Annotated in this window: 16 protein-coding genes; 12 read left to right on the forward strand and 4 right to left on the reverse strand. The window is 43.9% G+C overall.

Annotation, left to right across the window (positions count from 1 at the left end):
* The first annotated feature begins 5 nt into the window (after positions 1–5).
* On the forward strand, positions 6–842 hold the full coding sequence (fghA, locus tag B158_RS0104715) for an S-formylglutathione hydrolase (protein WP_018624209.1): 837 nt from the start codon (positions 6–8) through the stop codon (positions 840–842).
* A 97-nt stretch (positions 843–939) separates the two neighbouring features.
* Here fghA and B158_RS0104720 read toward each other — a convergent pair whose 3' ends face one another.
* From B158_RS0104720 to B158_RS0104730, 3 genes are read right to left on the reverse strand one after another with little or no spacing between them, the layout of a single operon-like run.
* Positions 940–3,219: a nitric-oxide reductase large subunit gene (locus B158_RS0104720; RefSeq protein WP_018624210.1), complete on the reverse strand. Its 2,280-nt coding sequence runs from the start codon at positions 3,217–3,219 to the stop codon at positions 940–942.
* 2 nt (positions 3,220–3,221) lie between these two features.
* Positions 3,222–3,911: an iron-sulfur cluster repair protein YtfE gene (gene ytfE, locus B158_RS0104725; RefSeq protein ID WP_018624211.1), complete on the reverse strand. Its 690-nt coding sequence runs from the start codon at positions 3,909–3,911 to the stop codon at positions 3,222–3,224.
* Positions 3,898–5,127: an NnrS family protein gene (locus B158_RS0104730; RefSeq protein ID WP_018624212.1), complete on the reverse strand. Its 1,230-nt coding sequence runs from the start codon at positions 5,125–5,127 to the stop codon at positions 3,898–3,900. Before B158_RS0104730 ends, ytfE begins: the two co-directional genes overlap by 14 nt.
* A gap of 262 nt (positions 5,128–5,389) precedes the next feature.
* Here B158_RS0104730 and B158_RS0104735 point away from each other — a divergent pair, with 262 nt between their 5' ends.
* The 8 genes from B158_RS0104735 to B158_RS12885 all read left to right on the forward strand — a co-directional run bounded on the left by B158_RS0104735 (position 5,390) and on the right by B158_RS12885 (position 12,262).
* On the forward strand, positions 5,390–5,806 hold the full coding sequence (locus tag B158_RS0104735; RefSeq protein ID WP_018624213.1) for a YbaN family protein: 417 nt from the start codon (positions 5,390–5,392) through the stop codon (positions 5,804–5,806).
* A 33-nt stretch (positions 5,807–5,839) separates the two neighbouring features.
* On the forward strand, positions 5,840–6,286 hold the full coding sequence (locus B158_RS0104740) for an Rrf2 family transcriptional regulator (protein ID WP_018624214.1): 447 nt from the start codon (positions 5,840–5,842) through the stop codon (positions 6,284–6,286).
* Positions 6,287–6,591: 305 nt separating this feature from the next.
* Complete coding sequence (locus B158_RS0104745; protein ID WP_018624215.1) at positions 6,592–7,200, forward strand: TetR/AcrR family transcriptional regulator; 609 nt, start codon at positions 6,592–6,594, stop codon at positions 7,198–7,200.
* Positions 7,197–8,378 (forward strand): efflux RND transporter periplasmic adaptor subunit, encoded by a 1,182-nt coding sequence (locus B158_RS0104750; RefSeq protein WP_018624216.1) that lies wholly within the window; start codon positions 7,197–7,199, stop codon positions 8,376–8,378. The genes B158_RS0104745 and B158_RS0104750 overlap by 4 nt, the downstream gene beginning before the upstream one ends.
* On the forward strand, positions 8,375–9,577 hold the full coding sequence (locus B158_RS0104755) for an ABC transporter permease (RefSeq protein ID WP_018624217.1): 1,203 nt from the start codon (positions 8,375–8,377) through the stop codon (positions 9,575–9,577). Before B158_RS0104750 ends, B158_RS0104755 begins: the two co-directional genes overlap by 4 nt.
* Position 9,578: 1 nt before the next feature.
* Entirely contained in the window at positions 9,579–10,292 is a 714-nt protein-coding gene (locus tag B158_RS0104760) for an ABC transporter ATP-binding protein (protein WP_018624218.1), read from the forward strand.
* Positions 10,293–10,309: 17 nt separating this feature from the next.
* Complete coding sequence (locus tag B158_RS0104765; protein ID WP_018624219.1) at positions 10,310–10,789, forward strand: cytochrome c; 480 nt, start codon at positions 10,310–10,312, stop codon at positions 10,787–10,789.
* Between the two features lie 6 nt (positions 10,790–10,795).
* Entirely contained in the window at positions 10,796–12,262 is a 1,467-nt protein-coding gene (locus B158_RS12885) for an efflux transporter outer membrane subunit (RefSeq protein ID WP_033413840.1), read from the forward strand.
* Here B158_RS12885 and B158_RS0104775 read toward each other — a convergent pair.
* Positions 12,259–13,227 (reverse strand): calcium/sodium antiporter, encoded by a 969-nt coding sequence (locus B158_RS0104775; protein ID WP_018624221.1) that lies wholly within the window; start codon positions 13,225–13,227, stop codon positions 12,259–12,261. The two genes, B158_RS12885 and B158_RS0104775, sit on opposite strands and share 4 nt — an antisense overlap.
* Before the next feature lie 216 nt (positions 13,228–13,443).
* Here B158_RS0104775 and B158_RS0104780 point away from each other — a divergent pair, with 216 nt between their 5' ends.
* The 3 genes from B158_RS0104780 (at position 13,444) to nirK (ending at position 19,217) form a co-directional block, all read left to right on the forward strand.
* Positions 13,444–14,850 carry a sensor domain-containing diguanylate cyclase gene (locus tag B158_RS0104780; RefSeq protein ID WP_018624222.1) on the forward strand — a complete coding sequence of 469 codons (1,407 nt, stop codon included), beginning with the start codon at positions 13,444–13,446 and terminating at the stop codon, positions 14,848–14,850.
* 1 nt (position 14,851) lies between these two features.
* Entirely contained in the window at positions 14,852–17,419 is a 2,568-nt protein-coding gene (locus tag B158_RS0104785; RefSeq protein WP_018624223.1) for an EAL domain-containing protein, read from the forward strand.
* Positions 17,420–17,861: 442 nt separating this feature from the next.
* The gene (nirK, locus tag B158_RS0104790) at positions 17,862–19,217 is read left to right on the forward strand and encodes a copper-containing nitrite reductase (protein WP_407635760.1); all 1,356 of its coding nucleotides are present in this window, start codon (positions 17,862–17,864) and stop codon (positions 19,215–19,217) included.
* The last annotated feature ends 6 nt before the right edge of the window (positions 19,218–19,223 follow it).

A 19,223-nucleotide genomic window follows, 5' to 3' on the forward strand; every position in this document is an offset into this window, starting at 1 on the left:
CCAGTATGAGTATTAATGAAATTTCAGCGAATCGAAGTTTTGGCGGTTGGCATAAACAATTTACCCATACTTCTTCAGTGTTGAATTGTGAAATGCGTTTTGCCGTTTATTTGCCACCTCAGATGGAGCAGGGAAAAAATGTGCCCGTTTTATACTGGCTTTCCGGGCTGACCTGTACCGATGAAAACTTTATGCAGAAGGCTGGCGCGCATCGCATGGCGGCAGAACTAGGCATGATGATCGTTGCGCCAGACACCAGTCCGCGCGGTGACGATGTGGCTGATGATGAGGGATACGATCTCGGTAAGGGCGCGGGCTTTTATGTTAATGCCACACAGGAGCCGTGGGCAAAGCACTATCAGATGTATGACTATGTTACTCGCGAACTACCTCAGATTATCGAGGGCAACTTTTCAGTAAACAATAAGAAAGCCATTCTCGGACATTCGATGGGTGGACATGGCGCGCTGATGATTGCTTTGCGTAATCCGGATATGTTTGTTTCAGCTTCCGCATTTAGCCCCATCGTTAACCCCATGAATTGCCCCTGGGGAAAAAAAGCCTTTACCGCCTATTTGGGTTCTGATGAGCAGGAGTGGCAACAATATGATAGCTGTTTTCTGCTAGAACAGGCCGAAAAGCAAATCCCCATGCTGGTGTCACAGGGCGATGCCGATCAGTTTTTAACCGAGCAGCTTAAACCAGAAACATTGCAAGCTGTTGCCCGCAAAAAAAATTACCCTCTCATTCTCGAAATCCATCAAGGATATGATCACAGCTATTACTTTATTGCCAGCTTCATTGAACAGCACTTAAAGTTTCACGCTGAGCATTTGGCTTAAATAATCTTGTAAATTTCGATCAAAAAAAGAGGTGCCTTTCGGCACCTCAATTGTTTCGGGGCAATGTTATGGTTATTAAAGTGAATCTGTCAGTCGGTTACGCACCTTCTTTAACCGGTACACCGATTGGTTGAGTGCCATGGGCTGGTTCACGCAACCCTTTAATGACTTGCCAGGTTACTGCCAGAGCACCGACGATGAAGACCACGTCACCGATAGTTCTCACCCAACGCAAGGTATACAGGATGTCGCTTTGCATGAAAGCTTCGCTACGTGCATACCAGAAACCTTCGCTGGCACTTGCGTAGAACTGGAGTAGGCCAACTGGAAGCAAGCTGGTTAATAACATCATGACCAGACCAATGTTGAGCCACCAGAAACCGGTTCTCATTAGCTTTTCATCGAACACCATGTGTGGACGGATGTAGCGCAGAATCAAGAGGACGAAGCCGAGCGCCAGGAATCCGTAGACACCAAACAGTGCTGCGTGAGCGTGAGTTGGAGTCATGTTTAAACCTTGTACATAGTATAGAGATACTGGTGGGTTAATCATGAAGCCAAGCACACCGGCACCAAACATATTCCAGAAGGCGACCGCTACGAAGCACATTAATGGCCAGCGAATTCTATCCATCCAGGCAGCGCGGTTTTTCAGACGATAGTTTTCCCATGCCTCGTAACCGAGCACAATCAAAGGTACAACTTCAAGCGCAGAGAAGGTCGCGCCTACTGCCATTACCGGAGTTGTAGTACCTGCGAAGTACAAGTGGTGGAATGTACCCGGTACACCGCCAAGCAGGAACAATGACGCAGAAGCTAAACTGGCTGCGGTTGCAGTTGAACGACCGACCAGGCCCATGCTGTGGAAGATAAAGGCCAATGATACTGTAGCGAATACTTCGAAGAAGCCTTCAACCCACAAGTGCACGATCCACCAGCGCCAGAATTCCATCACAGAGATGTGAGTTCTCTCACCGTAGAAGAAGCCTGCACCGTAGAATAAGCCAATGGCAACCACTGATGCGGTTAACAGTACCAGTAGGTTTTTGTCACCGGCTTTTTTCAATGCTGGTGCAATACCACGCAACATTAAGAACAACCAGAAGACGATACCGAGGAATTTACCCCACTGCCATAAACGACCCAGATCAACATACTCATAACCTTGATGACCTAACCAGAAGCTGAGGTTCTCAGGTAAGATTTGTGCAATCGCAAGGTAGTTACCAATGAAGGTTCCGGCAACTACAGCAACCAATGCCCAGAACAGAATGTTGACGCCGATTTTCTGATATTTGGGATCCTTACCACCATTGATAATAGGTACCAGGAATAGACCTGCGGCCAGGAAGCCAGTCGCAATCCAGAACATAGCCGCCTGAATGTGCCAGGTACGAACTAATGAGTAAGGGAACCACTTAGAGGTTTCGATGCCGTAGAAGCCTTGTCCTTCTACAGTGTAGTGAGCTGTGAAGCCGCCCAACAGTACTTGTAGAGTAAAAAGCGCAACCACAACGAACAAGTATTTACCCAAAGCTTTTTGCGATGGAGTCAGTTTGAAAGTAGTAATCGGATCCTGTGCAGGAGCATCAGGTTCATGTTCTTCTTCTTTGCGCATGAATGCCCAGCCCCAAACCAAACCACCGATACCACCAATTAACAGAATCACACTGATGATAGACCAGACAATATTTTCAGATGTTGGTTTGTTATCAATCAATGGTTCATGTGGCCAGTTGTTAGTGTAAGTTGCTTCGCTGCCAGGACGATTGGTTGCAGCGGCCCACGCGGTCCAGAAGAAGAACTGGTTCATAACTTCTCGACGCTCTGCTTTTGGCAAAGTGTTTTCTTTCATCGCGTAGTTATTGCGACGTTCTCTGTACTCAGGATCGTCACTGAATAACTTGTGATAGTAAGCACCAACCTCGGCAATAGCTTTGGCACGACGCTCTGAAACAGTCACGTTGCCAGTTTCTGCATCATAGGTATTAGTCCGATAATCCTGCTTTAAGCGATACTGCAAAGTTTGTTGCTGTTCGCCGCTTAGCTCCGCATATGGCATACCGAAATCTTCCAGTGCAGCCATTTCCAACCAGGCTTCCAACTCGCGGTGTAGCCAGTCTGCTGTCCAGTCAGGAGCTTGGTAAGCACCATGACCCCAAATCGATCCTAATTGCATACCGCCAATTGATTGCCAGGCAGTCTGGCCATCAAGAATAGAATCATGAGTCATTAATACGCGCCCATCAGTTGTTACAAATTGCTCTGGGATAGGGGGCGCTTCGCGGTACACTTCACGTCCAAAATAGCCGAGGATAGTGAAGGTAACCGCTAAGATACCTATCAGGGTAAACCAGAGTTTGCGATATTTACCCATAGTTAGTGTCCTCCAAGGTAGTTATCAATACGTTCAAATAAAATGTTGTTTTCGAGGTGAATATGGTTCATCAGATCTTCCTTGAAGGCGGCAAGGCCGGTGTACAATGCTTGCCAGGTATTACAGGCATCTGCCGGTAACTGGAAATGGTGTGTAAGCTCTTCGAGTCGCGTCAAAGATTCGCCATGGTCATCATGCTCCATGCGCATGACAGCGACAGGGCTTTTTGCCAGACCACCCATGCCACGCTGAATCATTGGGAACAGAATCTGCTCTTCCTTCTGCATGTGTGCTTCCATTTCTTCTTCTACATGAATTAAAAAGCTGGCAAGGCCATGTGGGCAATCAGGGTTGTCGCCGTGAACCGATTCAACGCGCTGTGCCAACCGAATCAGCTCAGGTAGCTGCTCACGATGAACCTGGTGGTAACGTTCCAAAATGTGGTTGATTAGTTCATCGTTGGGTACAAATTTTTCACTAAATTCCGCCGCCTCGGCTGGAATCAGCTGATTGAGTTGAGAAAGAATTTCTTCAACATCAAGATTCTTCTCCTGGATACTGGTAGCCAGGGCTTGATGTCCCTTGCAGCAGAAGTTCATGCCGTGGCTGAAGAACACTCTGCTTGCGCCAGGGAGGTCACGAGCAATCTCACCGAGCGACTTGTCTAGTATGTTTATATCAAATGCTGTCATGGCATTGACCTCGTTTGCTTTGAGTAACCACTGAAGCAGCATTCTTAATTGCAGGAACTGATTCGCCTGCTGATGCTTTTTTCAGTGATGGCTGTTTTTTTAAAAAATGAGTCTGTGTAGTAAGCATGAAGATAGCCAGCGCAAGATATGCAGCGGACCAAGAAAGGGCCGAGAGCCATAACAAGTTAGGTCCTGTTAGACCAGGAGAGGAGTCAACTATGGCTCCGGCCAAAACTCTAAATAGGGTTGCCAGAAACAGTAGGCCCAAAATGTTAACAATCATGATCTTAGGCTGGGGTAAATGCTTAAACTGATGCAGGCGCGACTTCAGAATAACCGAGGCAGATAATGTGCCGAGGGCGCCGACTGTAATGAAGTGCAGTAATACATAGGTTGCCATCTCTAAGAATAGAGCAAAGCCCAATGCGAACGTACCAATCGCCAGCCAGCCATAACCGATAGCCAGCCCAATCAAGTCAGCACGATCGCCGCAACGCCACATTTGCCAGCGAATCAGACGAATGGCAATGACGACTGCAACAGTCATAGATAATACTCCTGCTACCTGCGAGGCACCTGGGATCAGGGCAGATATGGCGCCCGCAGGTAGAAGCAGAAGTATTAAAGCTTCAAGCTGTGGTTGAACACGAGCTTGCTGAGTAATGCCCTGTTTTTGCATTTCACCGGCAACTGCTGGAGCAATTATCCGCCCTCCGATGAATGCCATTAACATGACCAGTAACAGAATCATGGCAACTGAAAGCTGAGTTGGCGCGACTGGCCAGCCCATTTCACGTAAAAGCAGCCAGGCTAAAGGAACACTGCAGATAGCCATCAATAACGGACTAATCATGCGGTTGCGCCATTTCTTAGCGGCAAAGAACCTAGGTACGATTTTCCAGGCCAGCGCCAAAGCAAATAGTGGACTTGACCACTGACCAATCACGCCGGCCGGATCCAGCCAGTAACCAATGCGCGCAAATAGCCATAAACCGAACAGAGCCCACAACCAGCCAGCCTCAATTTGCCCAAGGGTGTAACCTGCGATTAATGCCAGTGCAAAGCCAAACAGCATTTCATGCGCATGACCGAATCCAACAAATGCCGTTAACCATTCGGAACTGAACTGGTAGGCGAGCACAGTCAAAACCGCGGTTATCGCTGCATGAATGCAGGCCGCGGGAAAGAAGAGATTTTGTGCGCTAACTTTGTTCACTGATTTGCCCTGATCGTGATAAACCCTAAAGATGTATTTAAAGTACATATTAAGGAGTAAAAAAATATACGTCAATCAAAAAGTATATCCAAAATGCATCTTATTGCTCATCAAATGCCTTTGTTGCTGGTTATAATACGTGACAAGCCTAATAAAACCATGATCTGGATCAATAGACATGATATTTGTCAAAAGGTGTATGACAAATATATATTAATTGATCTAGAATAAGATTATAGGATGTTAATAGGGAGCCTCGGATATGAAAGTCAATGTCACGGCCACTGCCACTGCCACCAAATCTGTTATGGCGCGTCTGCTCAATCGTCAGTTGTTTTACAGAACTTTAGCGGTTCTGGCGACCGGGTTAGGCATGGTTGGTGTGATATTACCGTTGTTACCGACAACGCCATTCCTTATTGTTGCGGTCTGGGCTGCGGGTAAAAGTTCGCCGCGCCTGGAGTTTTGGCTACTGGAGCATCCTCAGTTTGGCCCACTTTTAAAAGGTTGGCGCGATAGGGGAGCAATTCCGGTTTTTGCAAAGTACCTTGCAGGACTGATGTTAACGTCCAGCTGGGTAGTTTTATGGCTGCTTAACATGAAAATTGAAGTGTTAATCTTTTTAGCAGTGTTTTTCTCAGCGTTAATGGCCTATATAATCAGCCGACCTAATGCTTAGGACATGAGTCCAGGCAGAATACGGAGACAATAGATGCATATTACCCGTTATACCGACTACTCATTACGTGTTTTAATCTTTCTGGGGCTGGAAAAGGACAGGCTGTGTACCATTCAGGAAATTTCAGAAAGTTATAACATCTCCAGCAATCACTTGATGAAAGTAGTCCATGCTTTAAATAAAAAAGGCTATATCGAAACCGTGCGCGGTAAAAATGGTGGTATGCGACTGCGCATGGAGCCAAACGAAATTCGGATTGGAGTGCTGGTACGTGAAATGGAACCCGATATGAGTCTGGTAGAATGCTTTTCCCCTGATAACAAATGTGTCATCACGCCCGTTTGTGGACTGAAGGCAGTGCTTGGTGAAGCATTGAAAAATTTCCTCAATACACTGGACAAGTACACCTTGGGCGATATGTTACCGCAGGAATATAAACCCCAGCTAGCCCGATTGCTTAAAATCGCGGAAGTGTCCTAATCTAGTTTGTACTTACTCTAGCAAAGAATAGGGCAGCCTTTGTCCTATTTTAGGGCACTCCCAATTCTGGTAGAAAAGCACAAGTTCATCTTTGCTAAAAACTGCTATTTAACTGAATTGTTTCCGATTAGCCACTGAGCACCACCTTAATAATGCAAGTGTCTATTAATAATCAATGCCAATTATTCATTAAATTTCAATAACATAAACATTTATATTAGAAACTATTAAATTTAACTTGACGGAATCCAATAATTTAGAAAAGATAGTAATCAATTACTATCTTTTTGGTTTGGAGTTTAGGTATGAAAGCTTCTTCGAAAAATTTAAAGGCAGATCAACGTCGAGAAGTAACTGTAGAAACAGTGGTTGAATTAGCGGGAGAACAAAACCCCAGTGAGATAACTACTGCAGCAATAGCTAAGCGAATGGGGGTAACACAAGGGGCTTTATTTCGTCACTTCCCCAATAAAGAAGCCATTCTGCAATCAGTGATGGAGTGGGTTTCGAAGCGCTTATTGGCTCGCATTGACAAGGCAATTAGTAAACATTCATCGCCCGAGCTAGCTCTTGAGGCGATGTTTATGGCTCATGTTGATTTTGTCTGTAAACACCCGGGCGTACCACGAATGCTCTTCGGTGAACTTCAGGCTGCTAATGATAGTGCACCAAAGCGTATGGTGCAGTTAATGATCGAAGGATACAGCGTTAAGTTGATGAAGCTTTTGGATGAAGGTATCAAGAGTGGTCATTTTGATCGGGAGTTAAATACTGAATCAGCCGCATTGTTATTTATCGGAACAATACAAGGCCTAGTTATGCAATCATTGTTGGCGGGTGATGTAAAAAAAATGCGAAAGGATGCACCGGGAGTATTCGCTATTTATCGACGTGGAATTCGAGGTGATAAATGAAGCAGAAACTTATGAAAGGTTTAGCAATAAACAAACTATTGGATCATAAACGTACTGCTGCTTTGATTGCGATTATGCTGCCATTGGCACTGCTTTTTATTTATGTGGTTGTAAGGTCTGGGCCTCTGGCGCCAACCTTGGTTACCCAGATTCAGGTTAGTAAGGTGTCTATCTCGCCGGCATTATTTGGGATTGGTACTGTTGAAGCCCGCTATCAATATAAAGTTGGCCCGACAATCCCTGGTCGAGTACAAACTTTGAAAGTGGATATTGGCGATCAAGTTACTAAAGGGCAATTATTAGGTGTCATGGATTCAGTAGACCTTGAGCAACGTATGGAAGCACAGCAATCAGCATTAATGCAGGCAAAAGCTAAACTACAAGAAGCACAAACGCGATATCAGTTTTCTGATGAGCAATTTAAGCGGTATCAAAAATTACTGGAATCAAATTCCATAAGTGAAGAGCAATTCTTAGTAAAGCAACAGGATTATCATATCGCTGAAGCTGGTCTAGCTGCAGCTAGGCAGGAGCTATTACGACAGGAAGCTGAACAAAAAGCAATGCAGGCTCAACAACATAACCTTGATCTGATAAGTCCGATAGATGGAATAGTTGTAAAGCGCAATGCAGAGCAAGGAACAACAGTTGTTGCTGGTCAGTCAGTCATTGAAATAATAAACCCTGAAGATATATGGATTAACGTACGTTTTGATCAGATTCACTCGACAGGTCTTAATCCGGGGCTCACCGCGCTTGTCAATCTACGCTCTAAGTCTAAATTGGATTTAAGTGGAAAAATATACCGTGTCGAGCCAATTGCTGATGCTGTTACTGAGGAGTTCCTGGCTAAAGTTACCATCGATGAATTACCACAACCACTACCCTCAATCGGTGAGTTGGCAGAGGTGACTATTGAATTGGATAGCTTGCCATCAACTACTGTTATTCCGAATGCCGCACTGAAGCGAATTGATGGAGAGTTAGGTGTCTGGAAAATAATAGACGGAGATATTGAGTATGTTCCTGTTTCTATTGGAGCCACAGACTTGGATGGCCTGGTTGAGATCAAAAAAGGACTTTCATTAGGTGAATCAGTAGTACTGCATAGCGAGAAAGCACTAACTGCTAATAGCCGAATTAAGGTGGTTGAAAGCCTTGTAGGTAAGGACAAATGATCAGTCTGGCGGGCCGCGACATAATGCACTCCTGGGGCAAGTTCGTGTTCACTGGTTTTGGTTTGGGCTTGTTAATTGGTGTTACTTTAATCATGGCCGGTGTTTATCGTGGGATGGTTGATGATGCAAAAGTATTGCTCGATAACAGTAGTGCGGATCTCTGGGTAGTGCAAAAAAATACGCTTGGGCCCTATGCCGAATCATCAAGTATCTACGATGATGAATGGCGTGGTATTCAAAGCATGCCTGGAGTCGCTCAAACGGCAAATGTGACTTATCTTACTATGCAGGTGAGGCATGGAGACCGTGATGTTCGTAGCATGATATCTGGTATAGCTGCAGGTCAGCCTGGTCTGCCTGGCTGGCCTCCTTATCTGATAGAAGGGCGACAAATTACCCGAGGTCATTATGAAGCTGTAGCAGATCAGGCAACAGGTTTTAAAATCGGTGATTCACTGCAGATTCGACGTAACAAATATACAGTTGTCGGTTTGACTCGCAGGATGGTGTCATCAAATGGTGATCCAATGGTCTTTATTCCCCTTAAAGATGCACAGGAAGCCCAGTTCTTAAAGGACAATGATGCCATCCTCGAGCAACGTCGCCGTAATCAACAGAGTCCTGAATTTTCTCAACCGGGAAATCCGGGACTTTTAGAGGCCTTGAACCGGTCACAAAACAATAACCCTTATGTTAACTCTGTATTGGTACAGATTAAAAAAGGATATTCAGCGAAGGAAGTTGCTAAGTCAATTGAAAAGTGGAAACGGTTAACGGTCTATACACGTGAAGATATGGAAGAAATTCTGATTGGAAAATTGATTGCAACGTCTTCAAAACAGATTGGAATGTTTCTTGTGATTCTAGCAGTGGTAAGTGCAGCGATCGTGGCATTTATTATTTACACACTGACTTTAGGGAAGATTCGTGAAATCGCAGTGCTGAAGTTAATTGGAACACGAAACCGAACTATTGCTGGAATGATATTGCAGCAGGCAATTGCTCTTGGAGTAATTGGATTTGTAGTTGGCAAAATATCAGCAACCTTCGGTGCGCCGACTTTCCCCAAGTATGTCTTGCTAGAACCTATGGATTCAGTAGCTGGCTTTTTTGCAGTCGTTATTATTTGTGTTTTATCGAGTGTTATTGCAATTAGAGCAGCGTTGAAAGTCGATCCGGCTGAAGCAGTGGGAGGTTAAGATGAGCGGCAAAGGTATTCGCATTGAGGGATTAAGAAAGCGATATGGCACTGGTGATACAGCCGTCGATGCCTTAAAAGAAGTTAACATGGTGGTGGCACCTGGTGAAGTGGTTGGATTAATCGGTCCTTCAGGCTCAGGGAAAAGTACTTTATTGAAATGCTTAGGTGCAGTCATAGAACCATCGGCTGGAAAAATGATTCTGGGTGATGAAACGATCTACGATGAACAATGGAAAGTAAAAGATATTCGAGCATTACGCAGGGATAAAATTGGTTTTGTGTTTCAAGCTCCCTATTTGATTCCATTTCTGGATGTTACCGACAATGTCGCTTTACCGCCTATGCTGGCGGGAGTGGCAAACAAGCAAGCTCGAAGTAGTGCCTTGGCATTGCTAGAAGCTCTCGATGTTCAGCATAGAGCCAAAGCCATGCCCTCACAATTATCAGGTGGAGAGCAGCAGAGAGTCGCAATCGCAAGAGGTCTGGTTAATCGCCCGCCAGTGATTCTTGCTGACGAGCCCACTGCCCCCCTTGATAGTGAGCGTGCATTAGCAGTTATCAAAATTCTTAACGATATGGCAAAGAAGTTCGAAACAGCCATTATTGTTGTAACCCATGATGAAAAAATCATTCCAACATTTAAACGAATCTATCACATTCGTGATGGAGTGACTTACGAAGAAAAAGGTGAGGGCAGACCCTTTGACGCTTAAACAAAGAGGAAAACTTTATGAGTAATTTAGATTTGGTTAAAGGTTTAAAAACTTTATTGGTTACGTTGGTTGTATTTAGTATCAGTAGTATTTCTTGGCAAGTCCACGCAGCAGAAGCGCAGGTTGAAAATAAGAATAATTCAGAGCCAATGGCGTTACGTTTAATTATGCAGGATTTAGAGCTTAATATGCAGCGTATTGCCAGTGCGATTATTCGCGAAGACCTAGCGACAGTAGCTGAGATTGCTCCCTTGGTTGCTGATCACGAGCAGCCTCCTATGACTGAAAAAATGCAGATCTTATCTTTTATGGGCTCAGATGCTGGAGCATTTAAAAGTCTGGATGGTGTGACTCATGATACTGCAATAATGTTAAAGGAGGTTGCAGAAAAAAATGATGGTGATGCTGTCATAAAAACCTATGCTGATTTATTGCAGTCCTGTGTTGCCTGCCATCAAAAATTTAAACAGCCTTTTGTAGATCATTTTTATAGGTAGCCGCTGATGAAAAGACATCTTTCGGTAATTCTTGTTCTATTGTCAGGGATGACCTCATGCGCGGTAACCCCAGACTTTAATGAGCCAACACCTCCGCAGATTTCTCAGTACACACGGGGCGATCACGATGCAGTAATAATGGGTACTAATAAGGTTCTGGATTCAGAACAGACATTAGTATGGGTTGATACAATAGAGCGAGAATGGTGGCGGCAGTTTCATTCTGAAACTTTAAATCAATTGGTGGAAAAAGTTTTATCAGACAATCCAGGCTTATTAAGTTCAAGTGCAAAGTTACGTAGTGCTGAAGAGCTGTATCAGGCTAGAGTTGGCACTACTCGTTATCCAAAGATTGATGCCAATATCAGCGCACAAAGGCAAAGGTTTAATCCCGGAGTTTTTGGACAGCAGGCCGAGCCACAGGAATTTAGTATTTACAATGCGGGAGTAGACGTAAGTTATCAGATGGATTTATCAGGTGGTAATCAGCGTGCACTAGAAGCACTCGCTTCCAGAGTGGATTATCAGAGGTATGAGTTAGAGGCGACTCAGTTAGCTTTGGTTGCAACGGTGATAAATACCGCCATCAATCAGGCTAAGTTAAGAAGTCAGTTAGAGGAAACAGAGCAGCTGGTAGCTAAACAGGAGCAGCAACTCGGTATCGTTAAGCAGCAATTTGAGTTAGGCCAGGTTTCAAAACATGCGGTTTTAATGTTGCAATCTGAGTTTGAGCAGACGCGTGCCAATATCCCTGTTTTGCAGAATCAAATTCAAAAGACCATTCATCTGTTAGCCACTTTGGCAGGGGAAGCACCTGAATCGGCAACTATCCCTGAATTTAAATTGCATGATTTTCAATTGCCTGAGAGTTTACCACTTATTATTCCTTCGGAGCTGGTGCGGCAAAGACCTGATATTCAGGCTGCTGAATCGCTTATCGAGGCAGCTAATGCAGAATATGGTGTGACTATTGCTAACATGTACCCAAGCATCAATCTTAATGGGCGGATTGGCTCTCAAGCATTATCCTCAGTCTCTCTATTTAGCAGCCAATCTGCAGTATGGACATTGATAGGGCAATTGACGCAGCCACTTTTCAATCCTGGGTTGGCGGCTGAAAAGAGAGCCGCTCTGGCTGAGTTTGAGGCAGCAACCAGTAACTATAAATATGTGGTTTTGGAGGCACTTCGCGACGTCGCAGATACCTTGCGCCAGCTTGAGACTGATGCGCAAAAGTTAGAAATGATTAACCGCTCAAGTCTAAGTTCTGAAGAAGCTATGAGAATTACAGCAAAACGTTATGAGCTTGGAGCCGCAAGCTATATTGAGCTACTGATAGCGCAGCAGCAATACCTGACCACTAAGGTGCAGCTAATTGATGCCCAATCACAGCAGCTGGTTAATAGTGTTTCTCTCTATCTGGCAATGGGCGCCAAGCTAAAAGATCCGATATCTAATGTACCGTCAGATTAAATGAATACTGAGCGGATCAGGTAAACGGTATAGCCAATGTAGGCTGTCAGAAGAATCGCCCCTTCGACTCGATTGATTCGGCCTTCGCCTCTGAAGCCGTAACCAATTACAAATAGTGACAGGGTGAGTACACCCATGAACATAGCGTCGCGCCACAGAACCTCAGACTCAACTGCCAGCGGATGAATGGCACCGGCGATACCGACCACCGCCAGTGTGTTAAACAGGTTTGAGCCGATAACATTACCGAGCGCAAGATCATGCTCATTCTTACGAATGGCAATAATCGAGGAGGCCAGTTCGGGCAATGAAGTTCCCACAGCAATGATAGTCAGGCCGATAATGATATCGCTCACGCCAAAGGCCTGGGCAATTTCTACGGCTCCCCAGACCAGCAGTCGTGAGCTGGCAACCAATATGATCAAGCCAATCACTAGCCAGAATATCGCGGTTTTAAGCGGCATGGTGTGTTGACTGACTTCCAGCTCGACTTCCTTTGCCAAAGTATCATGCTTTTTCTGCATACCTTGCCATATAGACCAACCCATAAAGCCGGCAAAACCGAACAATAAAATAATGGCATCCCATCGTGAGATGTCGAGATCCCATAGCAGGCCAATAACCAATATGGTCATCAGCATGAGCAAAGGCATTTCTTTGCGCAGGATCTTCGAGTGGACAGCAATTGGGCTGATTACGGCGGTTAAACCAAGAATCAGTGCAATGTTAGTGATGTTAGAACCAAATGCATTACCTAGAGCGATGCCAGGATTGCCCTGACCGGCAGCTAAAGCTGAAACCACCATTTCTGGAGCCGAAGTACCGAAGCCAACAATTACCATACCAATAAGCAGGGAAGGCATTCCAAAGTGACGAGCTGTAGAGGCGGCTCCGTCAACAAAGCGATCAGCGCTCCAGACTAATAAAGCTAATCCAGCAATAACAGCAAGAATGGCAACAAGCATAACGGTCCTATAAATGAATAGTGTTAATTTAATTGGCTCGATTTGTTACGAGCATACAAATGGGGGCTATTGTAGCGATTTCATGAAAAAAATCACAAAAGTTATTGTAAGTGGTTGTTGTTTGGAGGATGCTAGACTTGCTATACACTAATAAAATCAGTACCTTGGCATAAAAGTAAATATCAATTTACAAAGGCGGGATAAAAGGAGTTGCTGTTGAATCAAGACCATATCAAACACAATGCTGTGAAGAGGCTTGCTTCAGGATATATTCGACTTTTATTAACCATTCTGGCACTCCTACCAATCCTGTTGATTCTTTATATCGACTCCGAAACTACTTCTGATGATGTTTTTATAGCCCATACCTTTCATGTGATTGCCATTACTATGGCTGTGGTAGTTAGTGCTTTCCTCAGTTACATTACCTGGCGCTGTTATGTCGCAACTGGTGAGGTGCTATTGAAGTGGTTGGTGTTTGGTTTTTGGGGATTCACCATCGTTTATGCTCCACACGGTTTTCTGACCCATCATGCGACTGAAAATGTTTGGCTATTTACACTCTTTGGCCCGGCCTCAAGGCTCGTTATGTCTTTTTGTTTTCTGATAGCGATGCTCAAATTTGGTGAAATGGTAAAACCGGAGCAGACGAATAGTAAAGGATTATGGTTTGCAACAGCTATTTTTATCGTCATTAATTTAGTCGTCTACTGGGTAGCTAAATCAGCATCATTAAATTTGAACTGGTGGCGGTTATTGGCTGAATATGTTGCGGTCAGTATGTTTATCGGCAGTGTGCTCTGGATGTTGGTGCAAAGAATTAAGGGTTACATTCCTTTGCTTTACTCTATAGCGATGGTTTGGTTTGCACTGTCCTGCTGGTCATTCACCATAGGTTCCGTTTGGGATCATCAATGGTGGTTAGCACATATTATCTTTGCGGGAGGATTTTTGCTGCTAAGTTTCGGTGTGGTGCAGGCATTTCTTACAACTGGATCATTTAAGACAATTTACAGCCAAAGCGACCTCTTCAAGCAAATCATTCAAGAAAAGAAAAAAACGGAGCAAGCGCTAATGGAACTTCAACAGGTTAATGAGAAGCTTGAAGAATTAGCGGCTACCGATCCACTTACCGGAGTAGCGAATCGACGTGAATTTATGAGCCGTGCCGAAGAAGAAATGTCACGAGCCCATAGAAATACAACCGACTTGTGCATGATGGTTATTGACTTTGACCATTTTAAAGACATCAATGATGAATATGGTCATCAGGCGGGAGACAAAGTGTTAAAAGAATTTGTCAGACTCTGCAAAGAAATTATGAGGCCATCGGATTTATTAGGACGCATTGGCGGTGAGGAATTTGCAATTTTACTTCCCGAAACAAACCTGTCGTCTGCTGCTAAAGTAGCAGAGCGACTACGTCAGTATATCGAAGAAAGTTCAGTTGTTGTGAGCAAGCAGAAAATAACAATGACAATCAGTATTGGGCTTGCTCTATATCAACCTAAGACAGACACCGTGAAGAAATGGTTGCACCGAGCTGATGAACTTCTTTACCAAGCTAAGGATAAAGGAAGAAATAGACTGGAAGTTGAACAACTAAGGGAGCCAAGTGATTAGTATGCTTTATAAAGTCGTCATCACTGCTGTTTTCGTTGTTTTATTGACGATTGCCATGATTTTTCAATTTCAGGACTCAGGTTCTGACGCTGCTCGTGAAGTTCGTGTTGGACTCTATCAAAATTCTCCGAAAATCTATCGTAACTCCGAAGGCCAGCCTGATGGCCTGTTTGTCATGCTGCTTGAAGCGATTGCCAAAGAGGAATCTTGGGATTTAACTTACGTTGACTGCGAGTGGAGTGATTGCCTTAATCTCCTTTCAAAAAATTCAATTGATCTAATGCCAGATGTCGCTTTTACCGAGGAGCGCGCCCAAAGGTTTGACTTTCACTCGGTAGCTGTGACTCACAGTTGGTCTGAAGTATGGTCTCGAAAAGACTTAGACATCCTTGGGCTTCCAGACTTACAAGGTGTTCGTATTGCAGTCTTGCGTGACTCCGTACAGGAAGTGGCTCTGCAACAGATGATGATGGGGTATGGTCTCGGGTTTAAGCCCGTGTATGTTGATACCTATAAGCAAGGTTTCCAAACGGTTAAGTCCGGTAAGGCTGATGCCGTGATTACTAATGTTCAGTTTGCTGACAGTCACGGTCCACAGTTTGATTTGAGAGAAACTCCAATCATGCTTAACCCTGCAAGTCTCTTTTATGTGACTGCTGTAGGACAAAATAATGATTTGCTAAAAGCGATTGATCAAAATATTACCGTTTGGAGAGCAGAACCCGACTCAGTCTATTATGAAGCGCTAAAAAGTACCATGGTGCCTATTCAGGAGGCGAAGATTCCAAAGGTAGTGCTGTGGGTATTAATTATAGGCGGAGCGTTTATCATTGTAATGATTGGTATTGCTTCATTACTTCGCTGGCAAATACAAAAGCGAACCAAAGCGCTCAGTCGAACCAACCTCCGATTTAACCATTTGCTAAAAGCCAGCCCAGTTGTTTTATATCAACTTGTCATGCAAGAAGATGGTTTTAGGCCAGTCTGGGTAAGCGCCAATGTAAAACGGCTTTTTGGCTACGAACCTGAAGAATTATATGATTTGAATTGGTGGCAAGATATCCTGCATGAAGATGATCGCTCTAAGACTATTGAACAGTTTGGAGGAATATTTGAAAAAGGCCATGCGGTCTATGAGTATCGAGTGCGAAATAAAGAAGGCAAAGTTCGATTTATTCGTGACGAATTACAGCTCTTTGCTGACAATCATAATGGGCAAGTTGAAATTGTTGGCTCATGGAGTGACTTAACCGAAATTTATGAAAAGGAAGATCGATTAATATTTTTATCACAGTATGACCCTTTTACCCATTTACCGAATCGTCAGAAGTTGCATGAACGTGTCGAAGAAGCTATTGAGCGTGGTCAGCAGTTTAATGAAAATTTTGCAATTCTAAGTATTGATATAGATAACTTCAAAAAGATTAATGAAACACTGAGTTACCAAGTGGGTGATGCAGTGATTCTTCGTATGGTAGAGCGACTTAAGCACATCCTTCAAGTAGAAGATAGTTTGGCCCGTATTGGGGGAGATGAGTTTGTATTCGTTATTAATCAAAAAACTGACGTGGAGAACGTTTCTAAAATTGCCCGTAAGGTTTTAAAACGATTTGCTGCTCCTTTAAGAGTAGATGAGCATGAGTTAATGATAACTGCAAGTATCGGAGTAGCGATTTATCCTGAGGATGGACGTGATCCTGATACCCTGCTCAAGAATGCAGAAATTGCCCGTTATTCAGCAAAAAAATCTGGCCGAAACCGTTTTGAGTTTTTTAACGACAGACTTGCTGAAGGAATGCATGAGAACCTGATGCTGGAAAGTGCTTTAAGGGTTGCGGTTGAGCGCAATGAACTGGTTCTTCATTATCAACCACTGGTTAGCTTTACAGACATAACAATGGTCGGCGTTGAAGCCCTGGTTCGTTGGCAACACCCAACTCTGGGGCTGATTCCACCCTATAAGTTCATTCCATTGGCAGAAGAAACTGGGTTAATTGGCGAGATTGGATTATGGGTGCTTCGGGAAGCTTGCCAGCAGATGGTTCAGTGGGATGAGGCTGGTAACGCAGTGGGATGTGTTTCGGTCAATATATCTGTGCAGCAAATTGAAACTGGACTATTACCCAAGCAGGTAAAAGAAGTGCTTCAAGATACTGGGCTTGCGGCAGAGCGCTTATTCCTTGAGCTTACTGAGTCCACCATTATGCAGGATCCTGAGAAAGCGGCTACTGCAATGACCGAATTTAAGCAGATGGGGGTTAAGTTGGCAGTGGACGATTTTGGAACCGGATATTCCAGTATGGCCTACCTCAAGCGCCTGCCACTGGATCGACTTAAGATTGATCGTTCCTTTATCAAGGATATTGGGCAGGATGCTAATGATGAAGTAATCTGTAAAGCTATTATTCAACTGGCAAAGTCTCTGGGGCTTGAGACTGTTGCGGAGGGCGTTGAGGAAGAGGCTCATGCAGAGTTTCTCAAAGCTCTTGGCTGCGATGTAGCCCAAGGATATCTCTACAGTAAGCCAGTTCCGGCACAGGAATTGGCGGTTAGATGGAAGAAAACATAAGGCGAGTCACTGATATAAGATATGCCTAATATATTGGTTTATACTTTGACCTCAAGGATAAGTTCAGGTTATGGATAGTTTCACCTCAATATTTCAGTCTTGTTTACTCAATATAACCTTACGATGAATAAGGTTTATCCTCATCTAGTGATCTTTCTCAAAGTTTGAATCGGAAATTTTCATCAGAATAATCAAACAGTTAGATTTTATAAAGGGACAAATGTCCAGTATGAAATTCTTACTTGGCAGCAATGAATATCCAAATTTTGATACATCACTGATTATACTGATCTAGATCAAATTGCTAATAAGCCATTGCTTCATACTAACCTCAAAATAAGTATCTTTCATATTGGTTAAAAAAGCAGTTTTAGGAGATCATTCCATGTTAAAGAATAAAATGTTTAAGAAAACCTTATTAGGTTTAGCAACTTTGGGCTTAATGGGTGGCGCAATTGCAAAAGACTTACCAACTGAACAGGCAATTCTCACATCGCCTCCAGAGGTTCCACCTGCAATTGAGCGTGATCATAATGCCAAGGTGGTCGTTGAACTGGAAACAGTAGAAAAGGTTGGCACCATGGCTGATGGTGTTGAATACGTATACTGGTCTTTCGGCGGCACTGTTCCAGGTAGCTTCATTCGTGTTAAAGAAGGGGATGAGATTGAATTCCACCTCTCTAACCATCCATCTTCTAAAATGCCACACAACATCGATTTACACGCTGTAACAGGCCCAGGTGGTGGCGCTACTTCTTCATTCACAGCTCCAGGTCATACTTCTACGTTTGCGTTTAAAGCACTAAACCCTGGTTTATATGTTTATCACTGTGCAACTGCGCCAGTTGGTATGCACATTGCTAACGGTATGTACGGTTTGATTTTGGTTGAACCTAAAGAAGGTTTGCCAAAAGTTGATCGCGAGTACTATGTGATGCAGGGCGATTTCTATACTAAAGGTAAGTACGGTGAGCCAGGCTTGCAGCCTTTCGATATGGAAAAAGCGATTAATGAACATGCTGATTACGTTGTATTTAATGGTGCGGTTGGCAGCTTAACCGGTGATAAATCGCTAAAAGCAGAAGTTGGTGAAACTGTTCGCCTGTATGTCGGTAATGGTGGCCCTAACTTAGTGTCTTCTTTCCACGTAATTGGTGAAATCTTTGATAAAGTTTATGTGGAAGGTGGCAATCTGGTTAACGAAAACATTCAAACCACTTTAGTTCCAGCTGGCGGCTCTGCAATTGTTGAGTTTAAAGTTGAAGTGCCTGGTAATTTAATCTTGGTTGATCACTCTATCTTCCGTGCCTTTAATAAAGGTGCCCTGGGAATGTTAAGCGTCAAAGGTAAAGAAGACAAAACCATTTACTCTGGCAAAATTGACGACCGCATTTATCTTCCAGAAGGTTCAGCGGTACAAAGCGTTGATAAAAAAGTTGAAGTTGTTAAAGCCAGCAATAAGAAAGAGAAAATTGATTTTGGTAAACGTATCTATGATGCGAACTGCATGGCCTGTCACCAGCCAAATGGTCAAGGCATTCCTGGTGCATTCCCTCCAGTGGCTAAGTCTGACTATCTGAATGCAGACCCTGTAAGAGGTATTGAGGCAATCGTTCATGGCTTGGAAGGCCCAATCAAAGTTAACGGCGAATCATTCAACAGTGTTATGCCTGCGATGGACTTAACTGATGAGCAGATTGCTAATGTTCTAACTTATGTTCTTAACAGCTGGGATAATAAAGGTGGTGAAATCACAGTTGAGCAGGTTAAAAAAGTTAGAGCCAATAAACCTCATTAATAACTG

The organism is Kangiella aquimarina DSM 16071 (assembly GCF_000374105.1).
Lineage (GTDB): Bacteria > Pseudomonadota > Gammaproteobacteria > Enterobacterales > Kangiellaceae > Kangiella > Kangiella aquimarina.